At 33.6% G+C, this 21,360-nt stretch carries 26 protein-coding genes and 1 pseudogene; 5 read left to right on the forward strand and 22 right to left on the reverse strand.

Features of this window, described 5'->3' with window-relative positions:
• Window positions 1–707: 707 nt before the first annotated feature.
• The gene (locus ACR65M_RS19980) at window positions 708–1,067 is read right to left on the reverse strand and encodes a GNAT family N-acetyltransferase (RefSeq protein ID WP_440274189.1); all 360 of its coding nucleotides are present in this window, start codon (window positions 1,065–1,067) and stop codon (window positions 708–710) included.
• 123 nt (window positions 1,068–1,190) lie between these two features.
• Window positions 1,191–1,694 carry an arsinothricin resistance N-acetyltransferase ArsN1 family A gene (locus ACR65M_RS19985; RefSeq protein ID WP_440274190.1) on the reverse strand — a complete coding sequence of 168 codons (504 nt, stop codon included), beginning with the start codon at window positions 1,692–1,694 and terminating at the stop codon, window positions 1,191–1,193.
• Between the two features lie 121 nt (window positions 1,695–1,815).
• On the opposite strand from ACR65M_RS19985, the gene ACR65M_RS19990 reads away from it, so the two are divergent.
• The 4 genes from ACR65M_RS19990 (at window position 1,816) to ACR65M_RS20005 (ending at window position 3,443) form a co-directional block, all read left to right on the forward strand.
• Window positions 1,816–2,262: a MarR family winged helix-turn-helix transcriptional regulator gene (locus ACR65M_RS19990; protein ID WP_440274191.1), complete on the forward strand. Its 447-nt coding sequence runs from the start codon at window positions 1,816–1,818 to the stop codon at window positions 2,260–2,262.
• A gap of 66 nt (window positions 2,263–2,328) precedes the next feature.
• Window positions 2,329–2,550, forward strand: a complete 222-nt coding sequence (locus ACR65M_RS19995; RefSeq protein ID WP_440274192.1) for a hypothetical protein — start codon at window positions 2,329–2,331, stop codon at window positions 2,548–2,550.
• Between the two features lie 130 nt (window positions 2,551–2,680).
• Window positions 2,681–3,163 carry an ArsI/CadI family heavy metal resistance metalloenzyme gene (locus ACR65M_RS20000; protein WP_440274193.1) on the forward strand — a complete coding sequence of 161 codons (483 nt, stop codon included), beginning with the start codon at window positions 2,681–2,683 and terminating at the stop codon, window positions 3,161–3,163.
• Between the two features lie 64 nt (window positions 3,164–3,227).
• Window positions 3,228–3,443 (forward strand): hypothetical protein, encoded by a 216-nt coding sequence (locus ACR65M_RS20005; protein WP_440274194.1) that lies wholly within the window; start codon window positions 3,228–3,230, stop codon window positions 3,441–3,443.
• 329 nt (window positions 3,444–3,772) lie between these two features.
• Here ACR65M_RS20005 and ACR65M_RS20010 read toward each other — a convergent pair whose 3' ends face one another.
• The 15 genes and pseudogenes from ACR65M_RS20010 to ACR65M_RS20080 form a co-directional block, all read right to left on the reverse strand.
• Window positions 3,773–3,898 carry a hypothetical protein gene (locus ACR65M_RS20010; protein ID WP_440274195.1) on the reverse strand — a complete coding sequence of 42 codons (126 nt, stop codon included), beginning with the start codon at window positions 3,896–3,898 and terminating at the stop codon, window positions 3,773–3,775.
• Entirely contained in the window at window positions 3,892–4,188 is a 297-nt protein-coding gene (locus ACR65M_RS20015) for a protein-tyrosine phosphatase family protein (RefSeq protein WP_440274196.1), read from the reverse strand. Before ACR65M_RS20015 ends, ACR65M_RS20010 begins: the two co-directional genes overlap by 7 nt.
• A gap of 42 nt (window positions 4,189–4,230) precedes the next feature.
• Window positions 4,231–4,650 carry an arsenate reductase (thioredoxin) gene (gene arsC / locus ACR65M_RS20020; RefSeq protein WP_440274197.1) on the reverse strand — a complete coding sequence of 140 codons (420 nt, stop codon included), beginning with the start codon at window positions 4,648–4,650 and terminating at the stop codon, window positions 4,231–4,233.
• 38 nt (window positions 4,651–4,688) lie between these two features.
• Window positions 4,689–5,988: pseudogene (locus tag ACR65M_RS20025) on the reverse strand (arsenic transporter).
• A 17-nt stretch (window positions 5,989–6,005) separates the two neighbouring features.
• Complete coding sequence (locus ACR65M_RS20030) at window positions 6,006–6,350, reverse strand: ArsR/SmtB family transcription factor (protein WP_440274198.1); 345 nt, start codon at window positions 6,348–6,350, stop codon at window positions 6,006–6,008.
• Window positions 6,351–6,553: 203 nt separating this feature from the next.
• Window positions 6,554–7,492: a DNA/RNA non-specific endonuclease gene (locus ACR65M_RS20035; RefSeq protein WP_440274199.1), complete on the reverse strand. Its 939-nt coding sequence runs from the start codon at window positions 7,490–7,492 to the stop codon at window positions 6,554–6,556.
• 128 nt (window positions 7,493–7,620) lie between these two features.
• Window positions 7,621–7,959: a YolD-like family protein gene (locus ACR65M_RS20040; RefSeq protein ID WP_440274200.1), complete on the reverse strand. Its 339-nt coding sequence runs from the start codon at window positions 7,957–7,959 to the stop codon at window positions 7,621–7,623.
• 98 nt (window positions 7,960–8,057) lie between these two features.
• Complete coding sequence (locus ACR65M_RS20045; protein ID WP_440274201.1) at window positions 8,058–9,260, reverse strand: replication initiation protein; 1,203 nt, start codon at window positions 9,258–9,260, stop codon at window positions 8,058–8,060.
• Window positions 9,261–11,306: 2,046 nt separating this feature from the next.
• Window positions 11,307–11,498 (reverse strand): hypothetical protein, encoded by a 192-nt coding sequence (locus ACR65M_RS20050; protein WP_440274202.1) that lies wholly within the window; start codon window positions 11,496–11,498, stop codon window positions 11,307–11,309.
• Window positions 11,499–11,629: 131 nt separating this feature from the next.
• Window positions 11,630–12,220 (reverse strand): hypothetical protein, encoded by a 591-nt coding sequence (locus ACR65M_RS20055; protein WP_440274203.1) that lies wholly within the window; start codon window positions 12,218–12,220, stop codon window positions 11,630–11,632.
• A gap of 32 nt (window positions 12,221–12,252) precedes the next feature.
• Entirely contained in the window at window positions 12,253–12,489 is a 237-nt protein-coding gene (locus tag ACR65M_RS20060) for a hypothetical protein (RefSeq protein ID WP_440274204.1), read from the reverse strand.
• A gap of 22 nt (window positions 12,490–12,511) precedes the next feature.
• The gene (locus ACR65M_RS20065; protein ID WP_440274205.1) at window positions 12,512–12,769 is read right to left on the reverse strand and encodes a hypothetical protein; all 258 of its coding nucleotides are present in this window, start codon (window positions 12,767–12,769) and stop codon (window positions 12,512–12,514) included.
• Between the two features lie 13 nt (window positions 12,770–12,782).
• Window positions 12,783–14,981 (reverse strand): type IA DNA topoisomerase, encoded by a 2,199-nt coding sequence (locus ACR65M_RS20070; RefSeq protein WP_440274206.1) that lies wholly within the window; start codon window positions 14,979–14,981, stop codon window positions 12,783–12,785.
• A 28-nt stretch (window positions 14,982–15,009) separates the two neighbouring features.
• Window positions 15,010–15,324, reverse strand: coding sequence for a DUF2325 domain-containing protein (locus tag ACR65M_RS20075; protein WP_440274207.1), 315 nt, complete (start codon window positions 15,322–15,324; stop codon window positions 15,010–15,012).
• 85 nt (window positions 15,325–15,409) lie between these two features.
• The gene (locus ACR65M_RS20080; protein WP_440274208.1) at window positions 15,410–15,880 is read right to left on the reverse strand and encodes a transcriptional regulator; all 471 of its coding nucleotides are present in this window, start codon (window positions 15,878–15,880) and stop codon (window positions 15,410–15,412) included.
• Between the two features lie 719 nt (window positions 15,881–16,599).
• Between ACR65M_RS20080 and ACR65M_RS20085 the strand changes: the two genes are divergently transcribed.
• Window positions 16,600–16,812, forward strand: coding sequence for a DUF3951 domain-containing protein (locus tag ACR65M_RS20085; RefSeq protein WP_440274209.1), 213 nt, complete (start codon window positions 16,600–16,602; stop codon window positions 16,810–16,812).
• Between the two features lie 114 nt (window positions 16,813–16,926).
• On the opposite strand, the gene ACR65M_RS20090 is transcribed toward ACR65M_RS20085, so the two are convergent.
• The 5 genes from ACR65M_RS20090 to ACR65M_RS20110 form a co-directional block, all read right to left on the reverse strand.
• The gene (locus ACR65M_RS20090; RefSeq protein WP_440274210.1) at window positions 16,927–17,382 is read right to left on the reverse strand and encodes a hypothetical protein; all 456 of its coding nucleotides are present in this window, start codon (window positions 17,380–17,382) and stop codon (window positions 16,927–16,929) included.
• 26 nt (window positions 17,383–17,408) lie between these two features.
• Window positions 17,409–18,413, reverse strand: a complete 1,005-nt coding sequence (locus ACR65M_RS20095) for a DUF3231 family protein (protein ID WP_440274211.1) — start codon at window positions 18,411–18,413, stop codon at window positions 17,409–17,411.
• A 751-nt stretch (window positions 18,414–19,164) separates the two neighbouring features.
• Window positions 19,165–19,806 carry a hypothetical protein gene (locus ACR65M_RS20100; RefSeq protein WP_440274212.1) on the reverse strand — a complete coding sequence of 214 codons (642 nt, stop codon included), beginning with the start codon at window positions 19,804–19,806 and terminating at the stop codon, window positions 19,165–19,167.
• A 24-nt stretch (window positions 19,807–19,830) separates the two neighbouring features.
• Window positions 19,831–20,415: a hypothetical protein gene (locus ACR65M_RS20105; RefSeq protein WP_440274213.1), complete on the reverse strand. Its 585-nt coding sequence runs from the start codon at window positions 20,413–20,415 to the stop codon at window positions 19,831–19,833.
• Between the two features lie 4 nt (window positions 20,416–20,419).
• Window positions 20,420–21,097 carry a hypothetical protein gene (locus ACR65M_RS20110; RefSeq protein ID WP_440274214.1) on the reverse strand — a complete coding sequence of 226 codons (678 nt, stop codon included), beginning with the start codon at window positions 21,095–21,097 and terminating at the stop codon, window positions 20,420–20,422.
• Between the last annotated feature and the right edge of the window lie 263 nt (window positions 21,098–21,360).

Genomic DNA, 21,360 nt, shown 5'->3' on the forward strand with positions numbered 1-21,360 from the left:
ATATTATGCAGAAAATTCGTCAAAAGTGTACATATTTAAACAATCACTTTTGTACATTCTTAGGTTAGCATTTATAGTCAAAAGCTTCTTAAATCTATTCAACTTATCTTTTATAGATCATAGTATTAGGCACTCTCCTTTTTTTAAAAATGAATGAGCTAGATCCTCTTTAGTGTGGCCTCAAACCGGAGTTATTTTTCATGGTAGTACAACAAGAAAAGAGCTGCCCAGACAGCTCTTTTCTTTCACTCTCACTACCCAATAGTGAAAAAATTATATTTTTGCCATACAAAATTTAGATGATTATTCCAATTAACTTCATTTTTTTGTACAGGTACCCATTCGCAAATTGTTATAAATCGTTTAACGAAGAAAATGCTCCTACATACATTTATTTTGTAAATTATAGCGGTTTACTCACCCACCATACCGTAATTATCATTATCGCGCATATAGGGGTATAACCAATGTTATATTTAGGTTAGTTAAGTAAAACAGTTGATATTAAAATGACCACACATATTAGATATGTCTAAAATGTGTGGTCCTAATTTATTGCTACTTTAACTATCGCACCCTTAAGTCGAGAAACGTTCTGTTATTTTGATAGCGGATAAACGTTTCGATTATGTTAGTTTTTTACACATCACGATATGTAAACCAATAGGTGGATAATCAAAAACATTTCCATACGGCACAAAACCCAATTACTCATAATACTTTTGAACTGTCGTCCTTCCTTTACACCACAGAAAGTCAAAACCACGTTCTTTTATAATATTCTCGGCGAAACTTACTACCGCTCTTCCAGCTCCTAACTTTCGATATTCCTCAAGAGTTGCCATTTGCCTTAAACGATATTGTCTTTCAATAGCAAAACCAGGATTTTTTTCTATGACAAAGGATGCAACACTAATCAACTTTCCTTGAAAAAACGCCCCAACATGAAATGCATCCTTTTTATGGTCTGTGGCATATTTAGAGTCCTCAATACTTTGGTTCGGACGCAAAACCGTATGCCTAAGAATGTATGTCATTTCTGGTTCAATAATTCTCACATCTAACATGTTTGTCCCTCTCTTTCTATAATAATCAACGGTATAAATAGTTCTTCATATTAATAGGGAATCCTACTTACTACTTTCTAAAATATCAAAAGGGAATTGCCCATTAATCTTTTAAAAAAGGACCTAAGGGATAAGGATCTTTTCCATAATCATTACATCAACAAAGCGCCCATCTAATTTCCCTTGGTTCTTAAATACTCCGACTTCCCTATATCCATTTTTTCTGTAAAGACCCTGCCCAAGGTTATTGAAAGGAAATGTAAATAAAACAATCTTATGAAATTGATGCAGAATCGCAGTACATTCGATTTCCTTTAATAATAGTGATCCAACTCCTCTCCCTCTATAATCCCTTCTTATATATATTGATAAATCAGTTACCCCGGCATAGGCACAACGATTGGAATAAGGATTTAACGATCCCCAGCCAACTATTTCATCGTTATTTTCAATTAATAAGACTGCGAAACGTCCGTTATGGTTGTTAAACCATTCTGTCATGTATTCAATATCTTTTTGATTCTCCTCCAATGTTGCAATCCTATCTTCAATCCCTTGGTTATAAATGTTTAAAATCGATTCCAGGTCATTTATTGAAGCGAGCCTTGTTCTAAACTCCTCTTTCATTACCTTGCCCTCCTAGATTTTATTCGCTTATAACCATTATATAAAAAATTTTCAACTTTTAAAGAAATTACGGTTGCAAAATGCAAGTAATTTGTGTATAAATAAATCAGAGGTGAAAATAATGGAAAACATTAGAGAATTATTCCAGGTTATGACAAGGCGTTTTGGCCTTTTAAATAAAAACTGTTGTCAAATAGGCGAAACTGAAATATCCCTTGTACAGAGTCATATCCTTTATGAAATTCTCCGTAATGATAAACCTTCGATGCAACAGGTCGCTGATACTCTGGGGATGGATATAACCACATTTAGTCGCCAAATACAAACACTAGCAAAGATGGAACTGGTTAAAAAATCGCCTCTTCCTGATGATAGACGTGTTTCGCTACTCACTTTAACTACACAGGGAAATTATGTTGCTGCTAAAATTGACGCAGAAATGAACGAATACTTAAATGAAGTGTTTTCAAATATGAGCGAATTTGAACGAGAAATGGTAATTAAATCAGTCAAACTTCTAAACGAAGCGATGTCAAAATCCACTCTTTGTTGTAAACCATTAATTTGAGCAAGAATCACTTGCTCTTTTATTAAAAAATAATACTTGCAAATTGCAACAAAAGGAGATGTTTATATGTATTTCAATGAAATGGATTTAAAAGTTCATTATGAAATGAAAAAGGAGGAAATGGAAAAGGCAATATTGGCCAGCAAATATTCTAAATATAGTGGCAAGGAAACATTATACACAAAGTTCTTCAGTGCTCTTAAGAATAGCAAATTACAAAAAAAGTATCTTGAGGCAACACCAAATTGCTGTAATATCAAAATCCAAGAAGTATGCTGTGAAAATTAAAAATCCGAGGAAGTAAAAGAAGACGTAAAGGTAAAATCAAATGATGGTTAAAACATTGCTGTAAATGAACAACTGGGAGTTAAGTAATTAGTTGATAAATTAAAAAAATTGATATTGGGAGGAACAAAAAATGAAATATGCACATGTTGGTCTTAATGTTACAAATCTAGAAAAATCAATCGGGTTCTACAGTAAAGTTTTTGGAACTGAGCCGGTTAAAGTAAAGCCAGATTACGCAAAGTTTCTTCTTGAAACACCAGGATTAAACTTTACACTCAATCCTCGAGATGAAGTAAGTGGAAATCAAGTGGGACATTTTGGAATTCAAGTTGAAAGCACAGACGAGGTTAACGCACATAAGAATAGACTTGAAGAAAACGGTATTCTTACACAATACGAAGAAATAAACACTACATGCTGCTATGCCCGCCAAGATAAATTTTGGGTTCTTGACCCTGATGGAAACGAGTGGGAGTTTTTCTATACAAAAGCAGATGTTGAAGTTAACAGTGAAAATACTTCTTCTTGTTGCACTCCTGAACCGAAGGTCGAAAAAGCGGAGAGTTATTCTACAACTACTCAAAACGAAAATACAACCAACTGCTGTTCTTGAAATAATTTCAGATTCACGAAGGGTCTCACTTCCGGTAGAGACCCTTTTAATAGGGGGTAAATGTATGACTGTGAATCATGCAGGTACATTAAAAAAGGATTATTTTTTATCTTATTTAAACCTAATTAGACTTTCGAGAAATTGTACGATTGAACAAGCAAAAGAGATTGCCATGGAGATATTTTTCCATTACAACATTGAGGAATACGGCTTACAAACGTATCAACAATTTTTGGATGCATTTCAGGAATTACAGATGAAAATAAAAAAAGACCTATAACGGTCTTTTTTAACAGCATCTTCCTGTATTACCTATCATTGAAATTCCTTGTCCATTTCCACTACGATCAAGGATAAGGTCTTCGGTGTTTGGTTCAATAATGGGGTCGATTGCCACTTTTATTTCATTTATAGTGATGATAATATCGTTAACTTCTGGCTCATCCAGAGCCAGTCCAATCCTCGGCTGCCCTCAGCCAAAGCCATCAAAAAAGATACGAATGTTTTTAGCGTTCTCTTCTTTGAACATTTTTTTAAATTCATCACGAGCTTCGTCAGTGATTTTCAATGTTTATTCCCTCCTTCTATTGATGTATCTAAAATTTTATATTAAGCATTTGGAAATAGTCTTCTTAATGAATCTTTCATTTCGGTTTTTACGTTAATTTTCGGGCGAGCTTCCCTTGCAATATTCTCTGATTCATCAATGGTTTTTGCTTTTCCTAAAGTTAACAAAGTACCGAAGTTCCAGTACGGTTACTACCTCCTTGACAATGGAAATACACGCTTTTACCTTCATTGTAAGCCTCTACAACCTTGTCAATAGACTTCTTAATGGATTCCTCCTGGTTTTCTGCATCGTCAACAATCGGGCTGTGCAGACGGTCATAATCAGCTTCTAATACTTCTGCTCTTAAATCGAGAATCATATCTACGTTTTCGTTTTTCAATACATCTATAACATCATCAGCACCACCCATAAATACACGGTCCTGAATCAATTCATGATATTTTTTATTGCTCATTTTCTAATTAACCTCCTCTAATACTGATGTTGTTATCTTGATTTACTCACCCGTTTCAGCAAAACGCTTAATGCGATCGCCGATTTCATCTCTTACGCGTTGGAAGAAAGCCCATTTTTCTTCTTCAGTTCCAGTTGCTTTCGCAGGGTCATCAAAGCCCCAGTGTTCACGTTTAACGTGTGGTGGTGTAATTGGGCATTTATCAGCTGCATCTCCACATAAAGTAATTACTAAATCAGCATTATTTAAGATTTCAGGGTCAATAATGTCAGATGTTTGATTTGAAATGTCAATACCAGCTTCCTTCATAGCTTTGACTGCATTCGGGTTTAAACCATGAGCTTCAATCCCAGCACTGCGCACACTCCATTCGTCACCCAAGTGCTTTTTAGCCCATCCCTCTGCCATTTGACTTCTACAAGAGTTACCAGTACATAAGAAATAAATTGTTTTTTTAGACATGTTGTTTGCTCCTTTGTTTGGATATTTAGAGTTGATGTTTAAAGGATAATCACTAACCATATATATAATCCAACCAATGTAATAAACAATGTTGGGATGGTTAAAACAATACCTGTTTTAAAGTAGGTTCCCCATGAAATTTTAACTCCTTTTTGGGAAAGAACATGCAACCATAGTAATGTTGCAAGAGAACCAATTGGAGTAATCTTAGGACCTAAATCAGAGCCAATAACATTGGCATAAATTAGAGCTTCTCTTGTGATACCAGTAGTATTCGTTTCAGCGATAGCAAGAGCATCAATCATAACTGTCGGCATGTTATTCATAACGGAAGATAGGATCGCCGCGATAAATCCCATTCCTACCGTAGCAACGAATAATCCTTGATCAGCTGTCCACTGGATAACATCAGCAAGTACGGATGTTGAACCGACATTTCGTAAACCATAAACCACTACATACATACCAATTGAAAAGAACACAATCGCCCAAGGGGCACCTTTTATTACCTGGTTTGTATGAACAGCTGGACTTTTCCTACCCATTATTAAAAAGAAAATAGACACAATTCCAGCAATAATAGATACTGGTATATTTAAGAATTCACTGATAAAGTATCCTACAAGCAAAATACCTAAAACAAACCAAGACAAGCGAAACATTTTTTCATCACTAATTGCCTCTTTTGGTTTCTTTAGCTCTGCTAAGTTATAGTTTTTTGGAATACTTTTTCTAAAATAAAGGTATAAGACCAAAATACTTGCTACTAGTGAGAACAAGTTGGGAACAAACATCCTTGAAGCAAATTCAGTGAAACCAATACCAAAGAAATCTGCTGAAACGATATTCACAAGGTTACTTACTACAAGAGGTAATGATGTAGTATCTGCGATAAATCCACTAGCAATAATAAAATGGAAAGACCATTTTTTCTTCGAATTTTAAGTTTCGAACCATGGCAAGTACAATCGGTGTCAATATAAGAGCAGCTCCATCATTTGCAAAGAATGCAGCTACAAGTGCACCCAAAATGGAAACATAAACAAACATTAATATGCCATTTCCTTTTGCTGCTCGTGCCATATGAAGAGCAGACCATTCGAAAAATCCTATTTCATCCAAAATCAATGAGATAATTATAATGGCAATAAATGCAAGCGTAGCATTCCATACGATATTAGTTACATCCCATACATCCTGTAGATCGACCACTCCTACAATTAGGGCCAATATAGCACCGCCACATGCTGACCATCCAATCGATAAATTTTTAGGTTGCCATATGACTAGCACCAGTGTCACCAAAAAGATGACTGAAGCTAAAACTATTTGTAACAATGAAATCATTCCTCCATTTAATCACACGATATTCTTAATCCTTGTTGTTCTAACCGGGTGAGTTTCTCTTGTTGGTTAGGAATGTGTTTTAGTACATCCTCAACCAACGGAAAATAAGCATTATCACGGTTTAATGAATATATGATCCATTGTCCCCTTCTTCTTTCATTAACTAAGCCTGCATCCTTTAATTTTCTTAAATGCTGGCTAATAGCAGGTTGAGACATTTTAAAAATGCCTACAAACTCACACACACAACAATCATTAATTAAAAGAAGACCCATCATCGAAAGTCTTGTTTTATCACCAAGGAGCTTAAGTATATTTGCAGTGCTTTCTAATGTACCCTCCACCAATTTCACCTCCACCACAAGAATATATAAGCAACTCCTTATATAATAAAATGCTTATACATTAAAATCAACTATAGAAAATCCTGACGATCATCTTTTTTCCATCTTTTTATAATATCTTCCTTAAAAAATAGGATTATATAACGAAAAATCCACCTATACAAAAGGTGGACTAGCTTTTTGTTATTCATTTGCCTCAAAGTTCTAAGGGTTTACTCACCTACCATACCGTCATTATCATTATCGCGCATATAGGGGTATAACCAATGGTCACTCGTTATTGGCATACTAAAACCTGCTGCTTTTGCTTCTTTAATCGTTACTTGTCCATTACCGTTTGTATCAACACTAGAAATATCAACGTTTTTATTTGGACTAGTTGAATCTGAAGGCTCACTGCCTGTTAAACCAAGTGATGCGTTTACTTCATCAGGGTTCACATTGTCAAATGTATCAACGATCTCGTTACCCATTAAAGTATAGGTATACTGATAACTTGAAGGAATCTGCGTTTCCGTATTCGGATATGTGATAATTGCTTCAAAATTAGTGGCCCCACCTGCGCTACGGATCACGTCTTCCATATAAGCTTGGTCACCATGTCGGTTGAGCGTACTATCTTGTGGGGTAATATTATAAGCATTCGATACCCCTCCGAGAGAATCAGCAATGATATGTCCTTCATCTAAAACTTCGCTTTCGACACCAGGAACCTTTGCTTCATCGGAATAGTATCTGCCAGACGATGTTACAGGTTCGTTATTGTCATCTTGCAAAATGATTTCTTCAGCAATAACACGAACCAGCTGCCCATGTTCATTTGTAAAAGCCCAGTATTTTCGGTCCCCAAAACCAATATCAACAACGACGTTAGGTTGGCGATAACCAGATAAATCACCACCATCAACTTCAATAAATTTGTATCCTGAGAACAGTTCATTATTTGGTTGGGTTGGTATTTCCTCAACTACTGGTTCATCAACAACAGTAGTGATAGCTTCTTCTTTTTCACTATTTTTATTTATTTCAGCTGTGGTTACTTCTTGTGGGTCTGTTTCTACATCTGTAATGGATGCATCTTCTACGTTGGTACAACCAACCATAAAGATGATCGTTAAAAGTAAAATTAAATAGTTCATTTTCTTTTTCATTTTAGGACTCTCCTATAATAGTTTCATACTTTTCATTCTAAAAATCTCGGAATGATAAATCTTATTAGGATTTCCTCTTCTAATTTTCCATTATAGATATTCTTACACTAACTTCTATACGGTAGCTATTATTCATTATTTTTGCAAACATTTATAATATCCTCAAACCTAACCTTATGTATGTCCTCAAAATAATCTGTAATACTTAACTCTGAAGTTAGCGGGTCCACAAAGTGCACTTTTCCAATTAACAATTGAAAACCACCATTATAATACAGGGTGAATATCAGTTCTTCATTGTACTCCATAGCACTACATATCGTTTGATTTATCTCTTCCAACTGGTGTTCATCTAATATAGGTTTTTCAACTTTTTTATTATCCCAATCAATTCTGCTATAAGAGGCAACCATCTCTGGAAGTATAAAAGATGCAATCCATTTTATTTTCCCACGATCTTTTATCAAATCAATCACTCCTTCTAAAAGGATTATACAAGAATGTATGTTCGATTAAAAGTGTACCTTTCTAATTAAATAATCAAGGGTTCAACGTATTGGTTTCATTATAATCTGCGTAAAGTCATCCGATATGCTTGTTGAGCTAGTGGGTGTTCAAAATCACTATCTTTAAATGGGTCCAATCCTGCTTGTCTGCGCTCACGAATTACCTCTGTCATAATCTCGGTTAAATACTTAAGCATCTCTTCTTTATTTGCCTCTTTACTTATCAAACCCTCCCTTACCTTCTGTTCAGCAAAGAATGCATACTTACTAACTATTTTATTGATTTCATCAAGAGTTTGAACCTCTTTTTCTTCTTCTAGGACATCAGCATAATTATTTTCAATAGCTTTAATTATATAGCCACTTATGTTATCAATGTCTTCCTTAGCTTTAGTATCAATCACATATTTAACATTTTCCGTTATCCGTTTTGTACTATAAATAAGTGTCATTTGAGATGCAGTTTGAGGTCTTATACCGAACCTTACTAGCAAACCATAGGGCTCATTCTGTAACTCTTCTTGATCAATCACATCTTTAAGTAGCAATGTATTCTTTTTAATATGAAATACAAAACCAACTACTTTACGACCTCTTTTGATTTCATCATATGTAAAACATAAGTCTGTTTTTTCTTTAAGCTCTGTTTGCGCCTGTTTCAGTACCTTATCTTTAAAGTGGCCATACTGACGATATTTAGTCTCCGGAATATCCAAGACATGTCGTAAATCAGCGTAGGACAATTCTCTTTTTTGCAATTTCTCGTATTGCTTTAATAATTCATACATTTTCATGGAATATTCGCTACGTAATCGTAAAACATTCCGCAATTTAAAGGGTGTGTACTCTTTTTGCAGCTTTAACAAATATGGTTGAAGTTTTTTTGAGAATTCAAGTTCAACCACACCTTCACCTAAATAATACTCCGAGCTGGCTAGCCATTGTACATTTAAAGGATTTCCATTTTCCGAAACAATCGTCAACATCTTCTTTTGCAAACCTGTTACTACTTCCTGCACTTTACGATAGAAATTTTTTTCTTGAATTCCTAGTATATCCGCTAAATCTCTAACTTTAATTCTATGTAATCGAAAGTCTTCATCATTAGGTTGAATAAGACTAGCTAGCGTTAATATAATTCTACGTTCTTGTAAATTAAGTCCAGTAGGAGTTTCTATTAATTTATTTGATTGAGTGACAATATACTCTGGCGATAGTTTAGTTGTTATAAGCTCGTTATCCCATGTCATCTGTTCTGTCATATCCTACCCTCCCACTTACTCATATCTTAAATATACATAAACATTCTGATAAAATTCTACTCCTCAAAGAGTGATACTTAATAAAATAGCATAATATATACTAACTATCACCTTTATAGGAGTCTAAAACCCTTTATATTTATGCTAACTATCACTAATTAGGGAGTTTACAGCCTAGTTTCTAACTATCACTAGTTAGGGAGTCTAGTGATTAATAACCAGATTTAGAGGTCATAATGCTAACTATCACTAATTGGGGAGCAAAAAACTTATATAACTATCACTATTAAAGGAGTTAGTTCAATATAAAGTACAATTTATAAGGTCTTAAGTAAGTTAAAACGAATATCCACACCCTAATCAGTGATCTTTTGGTACTCTAATACTCCTTAAAAAGTGATAGTTCATCAATATAAAGTGATGTTTACTCCTCAAAGAGTGATAGTTAAATCGGAATCTATCTTTTTATTAGATCCACTCCCCTAAAAGTGATAATATTACTCCTGAAAAGGTGATAGTTTAGTAACCTAGTAGTGATAGTTAAACTCCCCAAATAATGATAGATTAGTAATCTATTAGTGAGGATTAACTCCTCGAATAGTGATAGTTATTGTCAAATTTTGTTGATATAGGTGAGATTATCCTCCATGAAAACAAGTAAACATTAAATCAATTTCTTAAATAAAATAAATATATATGTAAAACATAAGAGTTTTAGAACTATATAAATAATTTCTTTTTAATCATTACTATCAATATTAAATATTTAATAGTAAATTAATAATAATCTTATTAACTATCACTAATTGAGGACTCCCCTCATTTTAATCCAAATAATAATCTATTAAATATTCTGGTTCTGAAGTTATCTAACAAAATCCATTTAGACATAAATGACATCGAGGATTTTTTGAAGTTTACTAGGGTTTATAATTTTGAATAAATCTATTATTATTATACTTACTACAAATCTAAAGAATTCATAATTCCCATAGAATGGTATAGTAAGTAATCAAAAGAATTTAAAGCTGTAGTTCATCGACATAATAAAGAAATAGAACTATTAAATTTTGACTCACCAAAGAATTTAACATTATTTATTCTCCAAAATGGCACCTTCGTGGGAATTGAACTGGAAAACCCTTGATTAGAAAATCTAAGTATCAAGGTAGCAGAAGAAACACAGAATTCATTTTAGGTATTTCTTCATTAATCTTTTTTAATTCTAAAACCATATTGATTAATTTATTCCTATCTATTAGCAACACCATGTTTGAATAAGATAAATTAACAGCTGACTTGATAAAATAGCTATTAGTAACCACCCAAGCCTCATTTGCATTATTAATTTTGTAATAAGCACCCCTTTCTTACCAATAAACAAAGTACTTCTTCTCATATTTTTTAAATCTCGTATCTAGAAAAGCGATAAGGCTATGTAAAATTTTCTTTTCAAAATGAGACCGATGTTTCTTATAAGCAAAATAAAACCTTATTTCTTGATCAATACACAATTCTTTGGTTTGAGAAGCTGATTCTTTAGTTATGGAGTCAATTGTAACTATGACAGGTGACATCCCTAAACACTTTAGTAAAGGATTGTAATATATATTTATTAAATGAGGACTTTCACTAAGTTGGAACTTTATAAACCTTTTAAAGAGGATATCGGTAATGCAAATTTTAACAACTGTTTCATAGGGTTCTTTATTATCTTTATGTACAAATGAATTGATATCTACGTAATACATTCGGTCCCTCTTCTCTTTTTATTACTTTGGCGAAAATGTTTCTCCTTAATAAACCCTAATCCATGTATCGGGCTTACAGACCTTATTTGTTTCTTCTTTTTTTATCCCTGCGTCTCATTCATAATTCTCGCCCTTGCATTAGCCATAAAAGAACGTGCTGCCAACTTTTCTAACTTTTCTTCCTGTATAAATTTGCTTCTTACTTACTCCTTTTACGACTTATGCCGACGTTTCGGTTTTCTCGCCACAAATACCAACTCCTTACTAGAACTCTAATAAAGTATGAAATATGTACCTACTGTAGCAAAAGTAGTACAGAATTGGCAATTATTACACCTTTTAAACTCTTTTTCAAAACCGCAGGAATACCGAAAGCCAAAGTAAAAATCACAAATAATAAAATTAAAATTAGGCCAGGTGCTCCACTTGTAATAGTGGTTGTAGAAACTTTATCAAATGCTTCATTAAAAACATCAAAATCAAACATTAAACTGACCTCCCTTTTGTTCCTTTATCATGTTGATAGCCCATAATTGTAATGTTTCAAGGTGATAGTACTCGCTAAAACATAAAATATAAAGCGAACACCTTATTCATTGGGTGAATTCCAAAAATTCATTAATTCTCCTCTTTTGTCTGAGTTTTTATGAATTCAATATATTTATCTGAGCGGATTTGTAACTCATTGGTATTCTTATCTTTGTAAATATTCTTCTTTAGAAAGCCATATACCAGTATAGTTTTTCCAATTAAGGATTCATCCTTATACGTAAAAAACTTAAAATATTTATCAAATAAGACCAACGAAAACTTTACATTGTTTACCGGTTTAAAATTGATATAGATTACTTTTTCTCTACGTAGAACTGCATCTACTGTTCCGTAAACAAAGTAACCACTATTATCAATTAATTCATTAGCCCAAAGCAGTTCATGAGCTTTTACTTGGTCAACAATAATTGATGAAATTGGCACTTTCTTCCCTTTAACATTCACTAAAATCCCACTCAGAATATCAGGTTCATAAGAAGTTAGTAACTTAACTACAGACTTTAGAGAACCAATACTAGCAGGAGTTTCATTATCCTGTTTTATTTTAACTTCACTAGGATCTTTTTTCTTCTTTTGCTCAGTATCTTTTTCTACTTCTTTACTTTCATAAAACGGGTCCAATTTACTAAGATTGATCCTAATGATGGTTTCTTTCATTCCTTTATCTAGTAACTCGTTTTGATACTCTTCTACTTTTTTATGGAATCAATGAAATCTAAAGGCTTAAAAAATCCGCAATTTGGTTTATGCTTCGAATCGTTTTTCCCTGTTTTCTTAAAATAACTCATAGTTAACTCTGATTCTGGCACATATATAACTGGAACCTTACAACTCCGATCGATGCAGAAAATACGATTACCATGAATATCTACATTATATTCCTGTGCTGTTACCACCTTCCCGTTGTGCAATATTGCAGAATTCATTAGTTTCCCCTCCTTTAATCAGTTAAATAACCCACTTACCGTGCAAGTCATCATGTGCTCTTATCATTTGAGAAATCATATATGTCACATTTTGATTAATATAGTAATCCTCCGCGCCATATGAAAAAACAAACTCATTTTTCTTTAAAAGCTCTAGTCCCTTTCTGATTTCGTGTTCCGAAAAAGGTAGACTTTGTATTATTGATTCACTGGAAGAATGCTTGTTTACTAGAAAATACTTAAGAAGTTCATATACAACAGTAACTCTTTCTTTATTCAATGTTTACACCTTCTCAGTCCTTTTTCTTGTTTGGTGGAATTAAATCAAAGCTTAGTTTAACCCTTTGTTCATTTGTATCCCAAACAAGATATGCATCATAAAACCCTTCCTTATTTTTTTTCGGAAATCCTTTTATTAAAGCTGTATGGCCCTTTTCAAGTAGGCACTTTATGTCAGCAATTTTTATTTCTTTATTAAAGTACCTCTTGGATAAAGTAAACGAACAGTTGGTTTTATTATACCCGGTACATCCATAGAAATTGCCTTTATCGAGTACAGGTTCACCACATAGAAAACAGTCACCTACTGTTTCACTAGTTTGCTGGGCTTCAATATAATCATCAAGTACCCACGTTTCTGAATCCCTTATTGTAGAAGTGATGATATCTTGAATGATATCACTCGTTCTCTTCATAAATCGCATGTAATCTTTCTTATAATCCCGTTTGCCGCTACTCATTTCATTGAGGAATTGCTCCATCATTCCTGTAGTGACTGGTGAAGTGAGATAATCAATGTTCTCTAGAGCTTCAATCAGCATTCTACCTTTAGTCTCGATATATACCAGGTTCTTCTCAATACGAATATATTGTTTGGAGATGATTTGATTAATGATAGCTGCTCGCGTAGCAACAGTTCCTATCGCCAATTCTTTATTGGTGAAGTCTCCTTTTGTATCAGATGGTATATAAGCTCCAGCATTGGACATGATTGTGATAAGATTACCTTGAGAAAATCTCTTTGGTGGAGTAGTCATACCACCCTTCAATTCTGTCAATATTACGGTACCTATCTCATTTTCCTGAACATCAGGGATAATTTCTTCTTCTTCTGGTTTTATTCCATCCCCCTTATCCTGTTTAAATAAAACTCTCCAACCTTCATCTAGAACCTGTTTTCCCCTTGATGAAAATGAAAAATTGTCATGTACAACTGTTATTATTTCGGTTACATTTTCAATTGCATTAGGATAATGTGCAGCAATCATAGACTTTGCGATTAAATCATAAATAACGAATTCATGGTTACTTAACGTCCCTAACTGCACAGGTTGTTCCGTCAAAATGATAGCATAGTGATCATCCGTTTTACTCTCATCTACATACCGTTTGTCATTCGATAAATCTGGAATCTCTAATGGAATAATAGGTGCATACTCTGATACTTTACGTAGATTTTCAAGAATAATAGGAAATTGTTTAGCTTCTTCAGGTGTAACGTGCTGTGGCTCAGCCCTTGGATAGCTGATAAGTCCTTTTTCATATAAAGACTGCGCCACTTCAAGGACCTTCCCAGGAGATAAACCTTCCCGCTTATTTACTTCGGTCTGCAATGTATTCAAATTAAAGAACTGTGGTGGTCGAATTCCCCATTTTTCCTTTTTCGTTGAGTACACTTCAGCTTTCTTATGTAGGCTAAAATCAGCTAGAACTTGAGCATCCTCCTTTGAGAAGATATGCTCTGCCCCTTCCTTAAACCATTTTCCAACATAGGTATGATTATTGATATTATAGGTTGCATGTAAATCTGAGTACGGCTTACTTACAAATGATTCTATTTCTTTCTCCCGTTTATAAATAATTGAAACCAAAACCGACTGAACACGTCCTGCTGAAAATCCACCTTTACTCGTAAACCCTTTTTCCTTAAAAAGCATAGTCATGAGCCTACTTGCGTTGATTCCAATTACCCAATCACTATGCTGGCGAGCAAGAGCGGCAAAATAGAGTGGTTCATATTTTCGATTATCTTGAAGGTTTCGTAACGCTTTTTCAATCGCACTCTTTGTGAGACTAGTGGTGACTAACCTTTTTACAGGTTTCTTATTTTCCATCAAAATTAGTAGTTCATCGATTAACAATTGACCTTCCGTGGCAGGATCTCCCGCGTGTATAATCTCTGTTACTCTATTATCATGAATGAGTTTTTTTAACAGATTAAATTGTTTCGCTTTTTCCTTAATAACTTGAAGCTTAAACTTATCTGGAATTATAGGTAGGTGAGATATATTCCATTCTTTATACTTTGGGTCGTAACCACTTGCAGGTACCAACTCTACTAAATGGCCAATTGCATGTGTGATAATCCCGCCGTTTTTCATTAAATCACAGGGCATTACTTCAATGTATTCTTTAGTTACTTTATGAGGTAGTGCTTGGCTTATTAGCTTTGCCTGTGACGATTTTTCTGCTATTAACAATGGATAGCCCATATTTGAGTCACCCCGTTTCAACAATACATTATGCTACTATTCCAACATTCATTTTTTCAACACAAGCTTGAATCGCTCCAGATGCTCCAAAACCATTATGGTATACAACTTCCTTACCCATTTTCTTACTAAGCTCTTTTACTACGTCCATCGATACATGGCCACAAGCTCCTAGCAAGACCACGATCATGTCGGCTTTTTTGATTATGTTGCGGAACTCCTTCTTGTTACCACCATTTCTGCTCTTACCACAATGAAATAGTACTTCACAACCGAATTTTGCTCCTACCTTTTTGTATGTAGTCTCTTGAGATCCTCCGAATACAGCAATTGTTTTCTTCATGACAAATTAACGTGTAAAATTTATAATAAATATACCGAATGTTACACCACTCGGAAACAGTTATTGATAATTTGTTGGAAAATTACTAAATTGTCACAACTTTTTTGTTGCCCATAACTCCTTTACTTTGCGCTCTATTCGAAGTGCGGAAGAAGTCCAAAAGTACATTTGCTACGATTGGATGAATATATCTACCTCCATTTAAGATAGTTTTTAAGTATTTAAGCAGGTCAGTAGTTTCCATGGTTTTCACTAGATACCCGCTTATGTTTTTTTGTAGAAGAGTAAGTACCTTTTCTCTATCTTTTTCGTAAGAGGACAATAAGACAACTTTAACCCCATTTTCTACATAAAAATCAATGATACGTAACGTTTTTTCATACCCGAAGGTAGGATCTACAATCACTAAGTCTGGAAATGAATCCATAGTTTGTAACTCTTTTTTATCGATATCTCCGAAAACCTCAACCTTGCATTTTGGTATTTTAATTTCAAGAAGATGTTTAACACCTTCGCGATATGTAAGCTGGTTGTCATAGACAAATAAATTAACCACGTATCTCCCTCTTTCTAAAAATTGCAAAAAAAATAAACCTCAACAAAATCAGGTGTTAGCACACCCAACTCGTTAAGGTTTATTCCCCTAGTCATTAAATTGTTACTTCAATTATAGCAACATCCGTGTAAGGTAATCAATATCAAATAAAAGACTATTTTTCATATAAATCATCAAAATCAAATAAATCTTCAAATTGTAATTACTCTGAAGGCGGGCCCTTGTGCCACTTAATCATTTTCTCGTGTAATATTCGGTTACAAATCGGATGAACAGCTTCCATATTCCGTATTACTTGGAAAGTTAGCTAACAAATAAAAATTTGAATTTCTTGTTTAACTAACGCACCCTTATATACAGTACCAGTTTCATAACATTGATCTCTTGTACCTTTTATCATTGTTTATATGTAGACATAGAAAAAGAGGTTAAGGACTTGACTTGGAGCCTTTGTGGGTATGATTGGTTTTGAAAGGCTGAAGCAGGTGTTTCATCAGGCAAACCAGCCTATCATACCCACCCCTCCAAGTAAAGTCCTATCGTTGTTTACGTTGAAAAAAATAATTACTTACTGTAGATAATAAGTAAACAAAGGCTAATTTTGTATCGTTATTAACGATGAATACGGTCAAAAACCATACTGTATATAAGGGTGCGTTAGTTAAACAAGGGTTTTTTAACAGTCCATAGAATACATAAGTAATTTAAGGGGTGGTTAAATGGCTTATGTCTATACTTTATTCGTTATCTCTGTTATTGGATTTGTAATTTATCGAATGATTAAGAAGAAATCAACACCATCTAACAGATATACACCATACGATGACATTACAATGGGGAAGAAAATTGAAGTGAAACGAGATCGTCCATTAGAAGACTCAAAACACGTTATTCAATACGAAGAAAAAGTAGAAAAAAATAAAACAGTTTAATGTGTTAAAATTTATGTTTTGACTTACTAAACTAAAGGTGCAGGGTAGTTGATAATTCTCTATCTATTCAGCATTAAAAACCATCCCCTGTTTAATAAAAAATAGAGGATGGCTTTAATAAATGTTATTTATGACTTTTCTAATTATAACTCCAATTATTACTCCAGGGAAAACAAATAATATTGGGAGCCAAACAGGACCAAATAACACCCCAAATATCGTTAAGTTTGAGGAAAAAATCAATCCAACAGTTACAAAAAATGCTGCAAACACATACGGAAGAAAAGAATAAGGGTCTTTCCCTCCGCCTGCATCTTTCACCGCATCCCACATAGAGAAAAAGTATAAACAAGGATAAAACATCAACCACTGATATTCAGCATATTTTATGGCATCCCCAATTTCTCCACGAAAACTTAGAAGTATGACCTGATTAAAATTTCCTTGTACATTAATTAGAAATTCAAGAACTAATAAAACTGTACCTTTAAAGTATTTTCCGTTTAAATACTGTCCAAACCCTGGAAGAGCAATACTCCACATTAATTTTTCAAATATATTTTTATTCACTTAAATATACCCTAGTATTTTTATTACTAAACTTGTTTTGCAATTTCAGTTCTATTAGGAGCAAGTGGGGGCTGTTCCAACCATTTATTTTGAACCATAAGGTTGTACCATTTCTTGGTTACCAACAGATTTTTTAGAATAGTACCCTCATATGCCGTCACAAGGTCTGTTCTCATAGATGATGCAAGACCTGCCCCATGATAGTTTTGTGCAGCTTGAAATAAGAAACCGATATGATACAACATTAACTTATCTGAAAAAGGTGAGTCCGTTGAATTTGTCACCTCTGTTTCCCAGGATTTCGGAACTGGTAAGTTATCCTTTTGCATTATTTTTGAAAATGTTTTTATTTGTCCATCAGCCGTGTTCTGGGAATCCGTTAAGAACTTTCTCACTTCTTTTGTTTGTGCGACTTGACTGAATGCAATTGAAAGAGTTTTTGCCATAATACTTTTTTTTAGGTTGAAGGAAATGCTTATGATTTCTGTCGCCGCTAACTTTCTGCCCTTTCCGAAAAATCCATCGGTGAAATCTTGGCTGGAAACATACTCAGGGTTTTTAGATGGATAAAATAAAGGGTCTCTCTGAAAACTTCCTTTCTCAAGCAATAAATCAATTGTTTGATGATACATCCTTTTCCCATCATTATCACAGGAGTCGTAAAAATACCGTAAGTCCTCTCTTACAGAAACAGCCAAGGAAGTTGAGTGTCCTAGCAAACCATGTAATGTCATGATATGTAAGTAATTTAGGCAAAATATATCGGTGAACAATCTCGGTTTATCTTTAAAAAGGTCAGATTCATTAAATCCAATTGGAACTGGAAACCCCTCATTTTTTATAAAAGTAACGATCTGTTGTTTTTGTTTTTCGAATGTCTTGATAGCATCCTCGAAAAGAGCTTTAATTTGCTCATCTTCAATAATAGAAACCATATATCTATTCACAATATCAACGGCTGTTCCATTTATATATTCTCCCCATAGTGTGCCTATTTCAGAAGATGTGAGTTTTAATTTTTCCTTTTCCATTTTGTCACCTCGTGGATATTATTTACCAATTCAGCAAGAGATATGAATTTCTTATTGGACTTTAAAAGAGGAAAAAGACTCTTAAAAAAAATGAAATAACTAAAAAAGGCAAGCAAAAATTATGCTTACCTTTTTCTTACAACAATGCGAATTAGACAACACTTTGGAATACTCAATGCTTAAGTTAAAGACGGCATTCTTAACAAAGATGAAAATCTAGTGGATAAATTACTAATTAAGAACGCTAATCTAGTAGCCATTATAATTATGGTTGAGAATAAGCTAAAGAGAATATTCAAAGGATATCCCTCCACATTGAAGTATTGTGTTAATTGATAACACTATTGTTATTGTTAATCTGTGAAACAAATTTATTCAGTTGAATACCAAAAGTACTATAAGAACAGCTGCTTGTTCAACTACCATGAAAATAAGTTTCTTCATGATTAGAAAATGACAATACTTAAGAAGACCCTGTTCAAGCGTTAAAAAAAGAGGAGAGCGATAATAAAAAGTCTATGGATTAGGGTTGACTGGATTAAGGTCAGTATCAGTATTGACACTTCCTAACAATTTTCATTCTCTGTGGTGAATCGCTAATCTTTGCGATTCATGGATGGCTAACGGGTGGTTTAGTTGAAGAAGAAATTTTAAAAAAAGCCTGTATCAATGATTACTTAGTAATCAGCGATATAGGCTTTATCTATCAGTAACTATTTGTCACTATATATATTTAACCTTGAGAACTGCCTTAACCTCGCCAGTTCTCTGGTTTAAGAGAAGAAATCATTGAAACATTCCCATTTGCCAAAATCACATATTGTCCATATCCGTCTTCGTCAACATACCACGCCATTCTTGATGCTAATGTTAAAGAAGATTTGTGGTTATGGAGCGGATATGGTGATTTGTAAACATTTTTTGTCCATCCTGGCTTAGCTTCATTATTAGAAATTGCCATAAATCTTTGTTTAGATTTATTAATAATCCAACATCCCCATTCTTTATCTGGAGATACATACCAAACCGCATCATCTCTGTTTGATGGGTAATCCGGTTGGAGCGGGTACGTTGAATCTACTCTATTAAATTTATCGCCTTTTAACTCGTAAAATATGGACTCATCCTCATATTCCCACTCAAACTCATCTTCAATAAGGGTGAATTTCGTGTAAGAATTTTCTTGATGCGGGGGAACATACACTGAATCATCTGATGGGTCTTTATAAATCATTTCGCCACATCTCGCTGCAACAAATGGATCATCAGGATTAATATCATCATTAATACCACATTGTCCTGTTACGGAATCAAATAATTCGCAGTTATGCCTACAAGTAGGAAATGTTTTCTCTTTTTTATCGTCATTGTTAACTACTAATTTTAGTCCCATAACAAAACCTCCATTTTAAGTGAACTAGATGCTTCGGATTACAGCTGGCATAATTCCCGTAAGTACCGACACGGTAATCGCGCCTATGTATAACACTTTACTCCATCTAACGTATGCTGGATGATTTAAGAACTTATTAAACAATGTCATTACCAATCCAACTAATACCATAACTACTGAAGCAAGGAATCCAATTTTTATTAAAGCATTCATTGTATCTGTAACAAGTAGTGTAACACCTGAACTATTTGTTGTAAATGCCAAAATAAAAAATAATCGAATAGCAACGATAAAAATAGGGATTCCAATTAGCATTCCTGTCGAACCTTTTAATACCATTCCAGTTTTCGTTACTAGAGAATAACCTAACTTAATTACACCAACTAGGAACATAATGACAAATATAGAAGAAATGATAGTTGATACCATCGGCGCTAATCCATTCACATCAGATGTTAGTCCACCAACTACAGAATCCATTCCTCCTCCTTGTCCACTTTCCTTTTGTTGAGAGCCCCAAGGACTCTGTGAAACTGCTGCAAAAGCTGCTGATTGAACTGAAAACGAGACCATTAATATAGAAAACAATAGAATGATAGTTTTCTTCATTTAATTAAGCCTCTCTTTTCTTAGATTTATTTAAGATGAAATAATGAGAGATTAATTCCGTTTTCGATTCATAATTGATTTTCCCGTTTAATACTAAGAATGTGTTTGAATATCTATCACTCATAACATTATCTCTTTCACATTTATCAATCATATATAACCATTGATCTATCAGTTGTCGGTTAATGTTATCCTTAGCTCGTAAAATTTTATTTACTTTTTGTGTGTCTATTTCTAAATTAAAAAATATATTGCATACCTTTGATTGGTATCCCCTTACCTCAACAGACTTTATAAAAGGATAAAACTTAACGAAGTTCTTAAATCTTGGATAAAGGAATCCTAATAGGTTATCCCCTACTTTCTTAGGTACTTGTAAGTTAGCAACCATATCTACACGATCATTCCTAAATGAACCAGTTGGATCTACACTAACCTCCGCTTCAAGATTACAACTAAAAGCACTGCACAATGGAGCCAACCAACTTAGGTCTGTATAAATTAAATTCTCCTTAAAGTTTTCATAAAAGTCACTTTCTTGGATTACTCCTGGTATTCCATCTCCATCAACAAGGACAAATTTCTTATCCGGATTATATTTGAATAATAGTTTTTCAATATTTAAATTCTTATTCTGCATATCTGTTACTATTTGGTTAATTCCAAAGTCATCTAATAACATCACTGTTCCCCCACTTGATACGTAGTATTTATCGACTATTTTTATATGTAATAGTACCGTCGTTTAATAATTACCTGTCCAATAGTACTATATAACCATATAGATGTATGTCGAAAATTGTAGAAAATGCCCAAAAAAATCAAAATTTCCCTATTTTTAAGTTAAAAAACAAAAAAATGCTCTATTATTAATAAAAAAACGAATACATTTACTATTATTATTTATTATTTTTTAGGAAATTAATAGCCAAAATAGTCAAAATT

The sequence above is a fragment of the Ferdinandcohnia sp. SAFN-114 genome, from assembly GCF_059415045.1.

Coding starts and splice junctions, on each gene's coding strand:
- ACR65M_RS19980 (WP_440274189.1), bottom strand. CDS start 1,067: ATGTTAGATGTGAGAATTATTGAACCAGAAATGACATACATTCTTAGG.
- ACR65M_RS19985 (WP_440274190.1), bottom strand. CDS start 1,694: ATGAAAGAGGAGTTTAGAACAAGGCTCGCTTCAATAAATGACCTGGAA.
- ACR65M_RS19990 (WP_440274191.1), top strand. CDS start 1,816: ATGGAAAACATTAGAGAATTATTCCAGGTTATGACAAGGCGTTTTGGC.
- ACR65M_RS19995 (WP_440274192.1), top strand. CDS start 2,329: ATGTATTTCAATGAAATGGATTTAAAAGTTCATTATGAAATGAAAAAG.
- ACR65M_RS20000 (WP_440274193.1), top strand. CDS start 2,681: ATGAAATATGCACATGTTGGTCTTAATGTTACAAATCTAGAAAAATCA.
- ACR65M_RS20005 (WP_440274194.1), top strand. CDS start 3,228: ATGACTGTGAATCATGCAGGTACATTAAAAAAGGATTATTTTTTATCT.
- ACR65M_RS20015 (WP_440274196.1), bottom strand. CDS start 4,188: ATGAGCAATAAAAAATATCATGAATTGATTCAGGACCGTGTATTTATG.
- arsC (WP_440274197.1), bottom strand. CDS start 4,650: ATGTCTAAAAAAACAATTTATTTCTTATGTACTGGTAACTCTTGTAGA.
- ACR65M_RS20035 (WP_440274199.1), bottom strand. CDS start 7,492: ATGAAAAAGAAAATGAACTATTTAATTTTACTTTTAACGATCATCTTT.
- ACR65M_RS20045 (WP_440274201.1), bottom strand. CDS start 9,260: ATGACAGAACAGATGACATGGGATAACGAGCTTATAACAACTAAACTA.
- ACR65M_RS20050 (WP_440274202.1), bottom strand. CDS start 11,498: ATGTTTGATTTTGATGTTTTTAATGAAGCATTTGATAAAGTTTCTACA.
- ACR65M_RS20055 (WP_440274203.1), bottom strand. CDS start 12,220: ATGAAAGAAACCATCATTAGGATCAATCTTAGTAAATTGGACCCGTTT.
- ACR65M_RS20060 (WP_440274204.1), bottom strand. CDS start 12,489: ATGAATTCTGCAATATTGCACAACGGGAAGGTGGTAACAGCACAGGAA.
- ACR65M_RS20070 (WP_440274206.1), bottom strand. CDS start 14,981: ATGGGCTATCCATTGTTAATAGCAGAAAAATCGTCACAGGCAAAGCTA.
- ACR65M_RS20075 (WP_440274207.1), bottom strand. CDS start 15,324: ATGAAGAAAACAATTGCTGTATTCGGAGGATCTCAAGAGACTACATAC.
- ACR65M_RS20085 (WP_440274209.1), top strand. CDS start 16,600: ATGGCTTATGTCTATACTTTATTCGTTATCTCTGTTATTGGATTTGTA.
- ACR65M_RS20095 (WP_440274211.1), bottom strand. CDS start 18,413: ATGGAAAAGGAAAAATTAAAACTCACATCTTCTGAAATAGGCACACTA.
- ACR65M_RS20100 (WP_440274212.1), bottom strand. CDS start 19,806: ATGGGACTAAAATTAGTAGTTAACAATGACGATAAAAAAGAGAAAACA.
- ACR65M_RS20105 (WP_440274213.1), bottom strand. CDS start 20,415: ATGAAGAAAACTATCATTCTATTGTTTTCTATATTAATGGTCTCGTTT.
- ACR65M_RS20110 (WP_440274214.1), bottom strand. CDS start 21,097: ATGTTATTAGATGACTTTGGAATTAACCAAATAGTAACAGATATGCAG.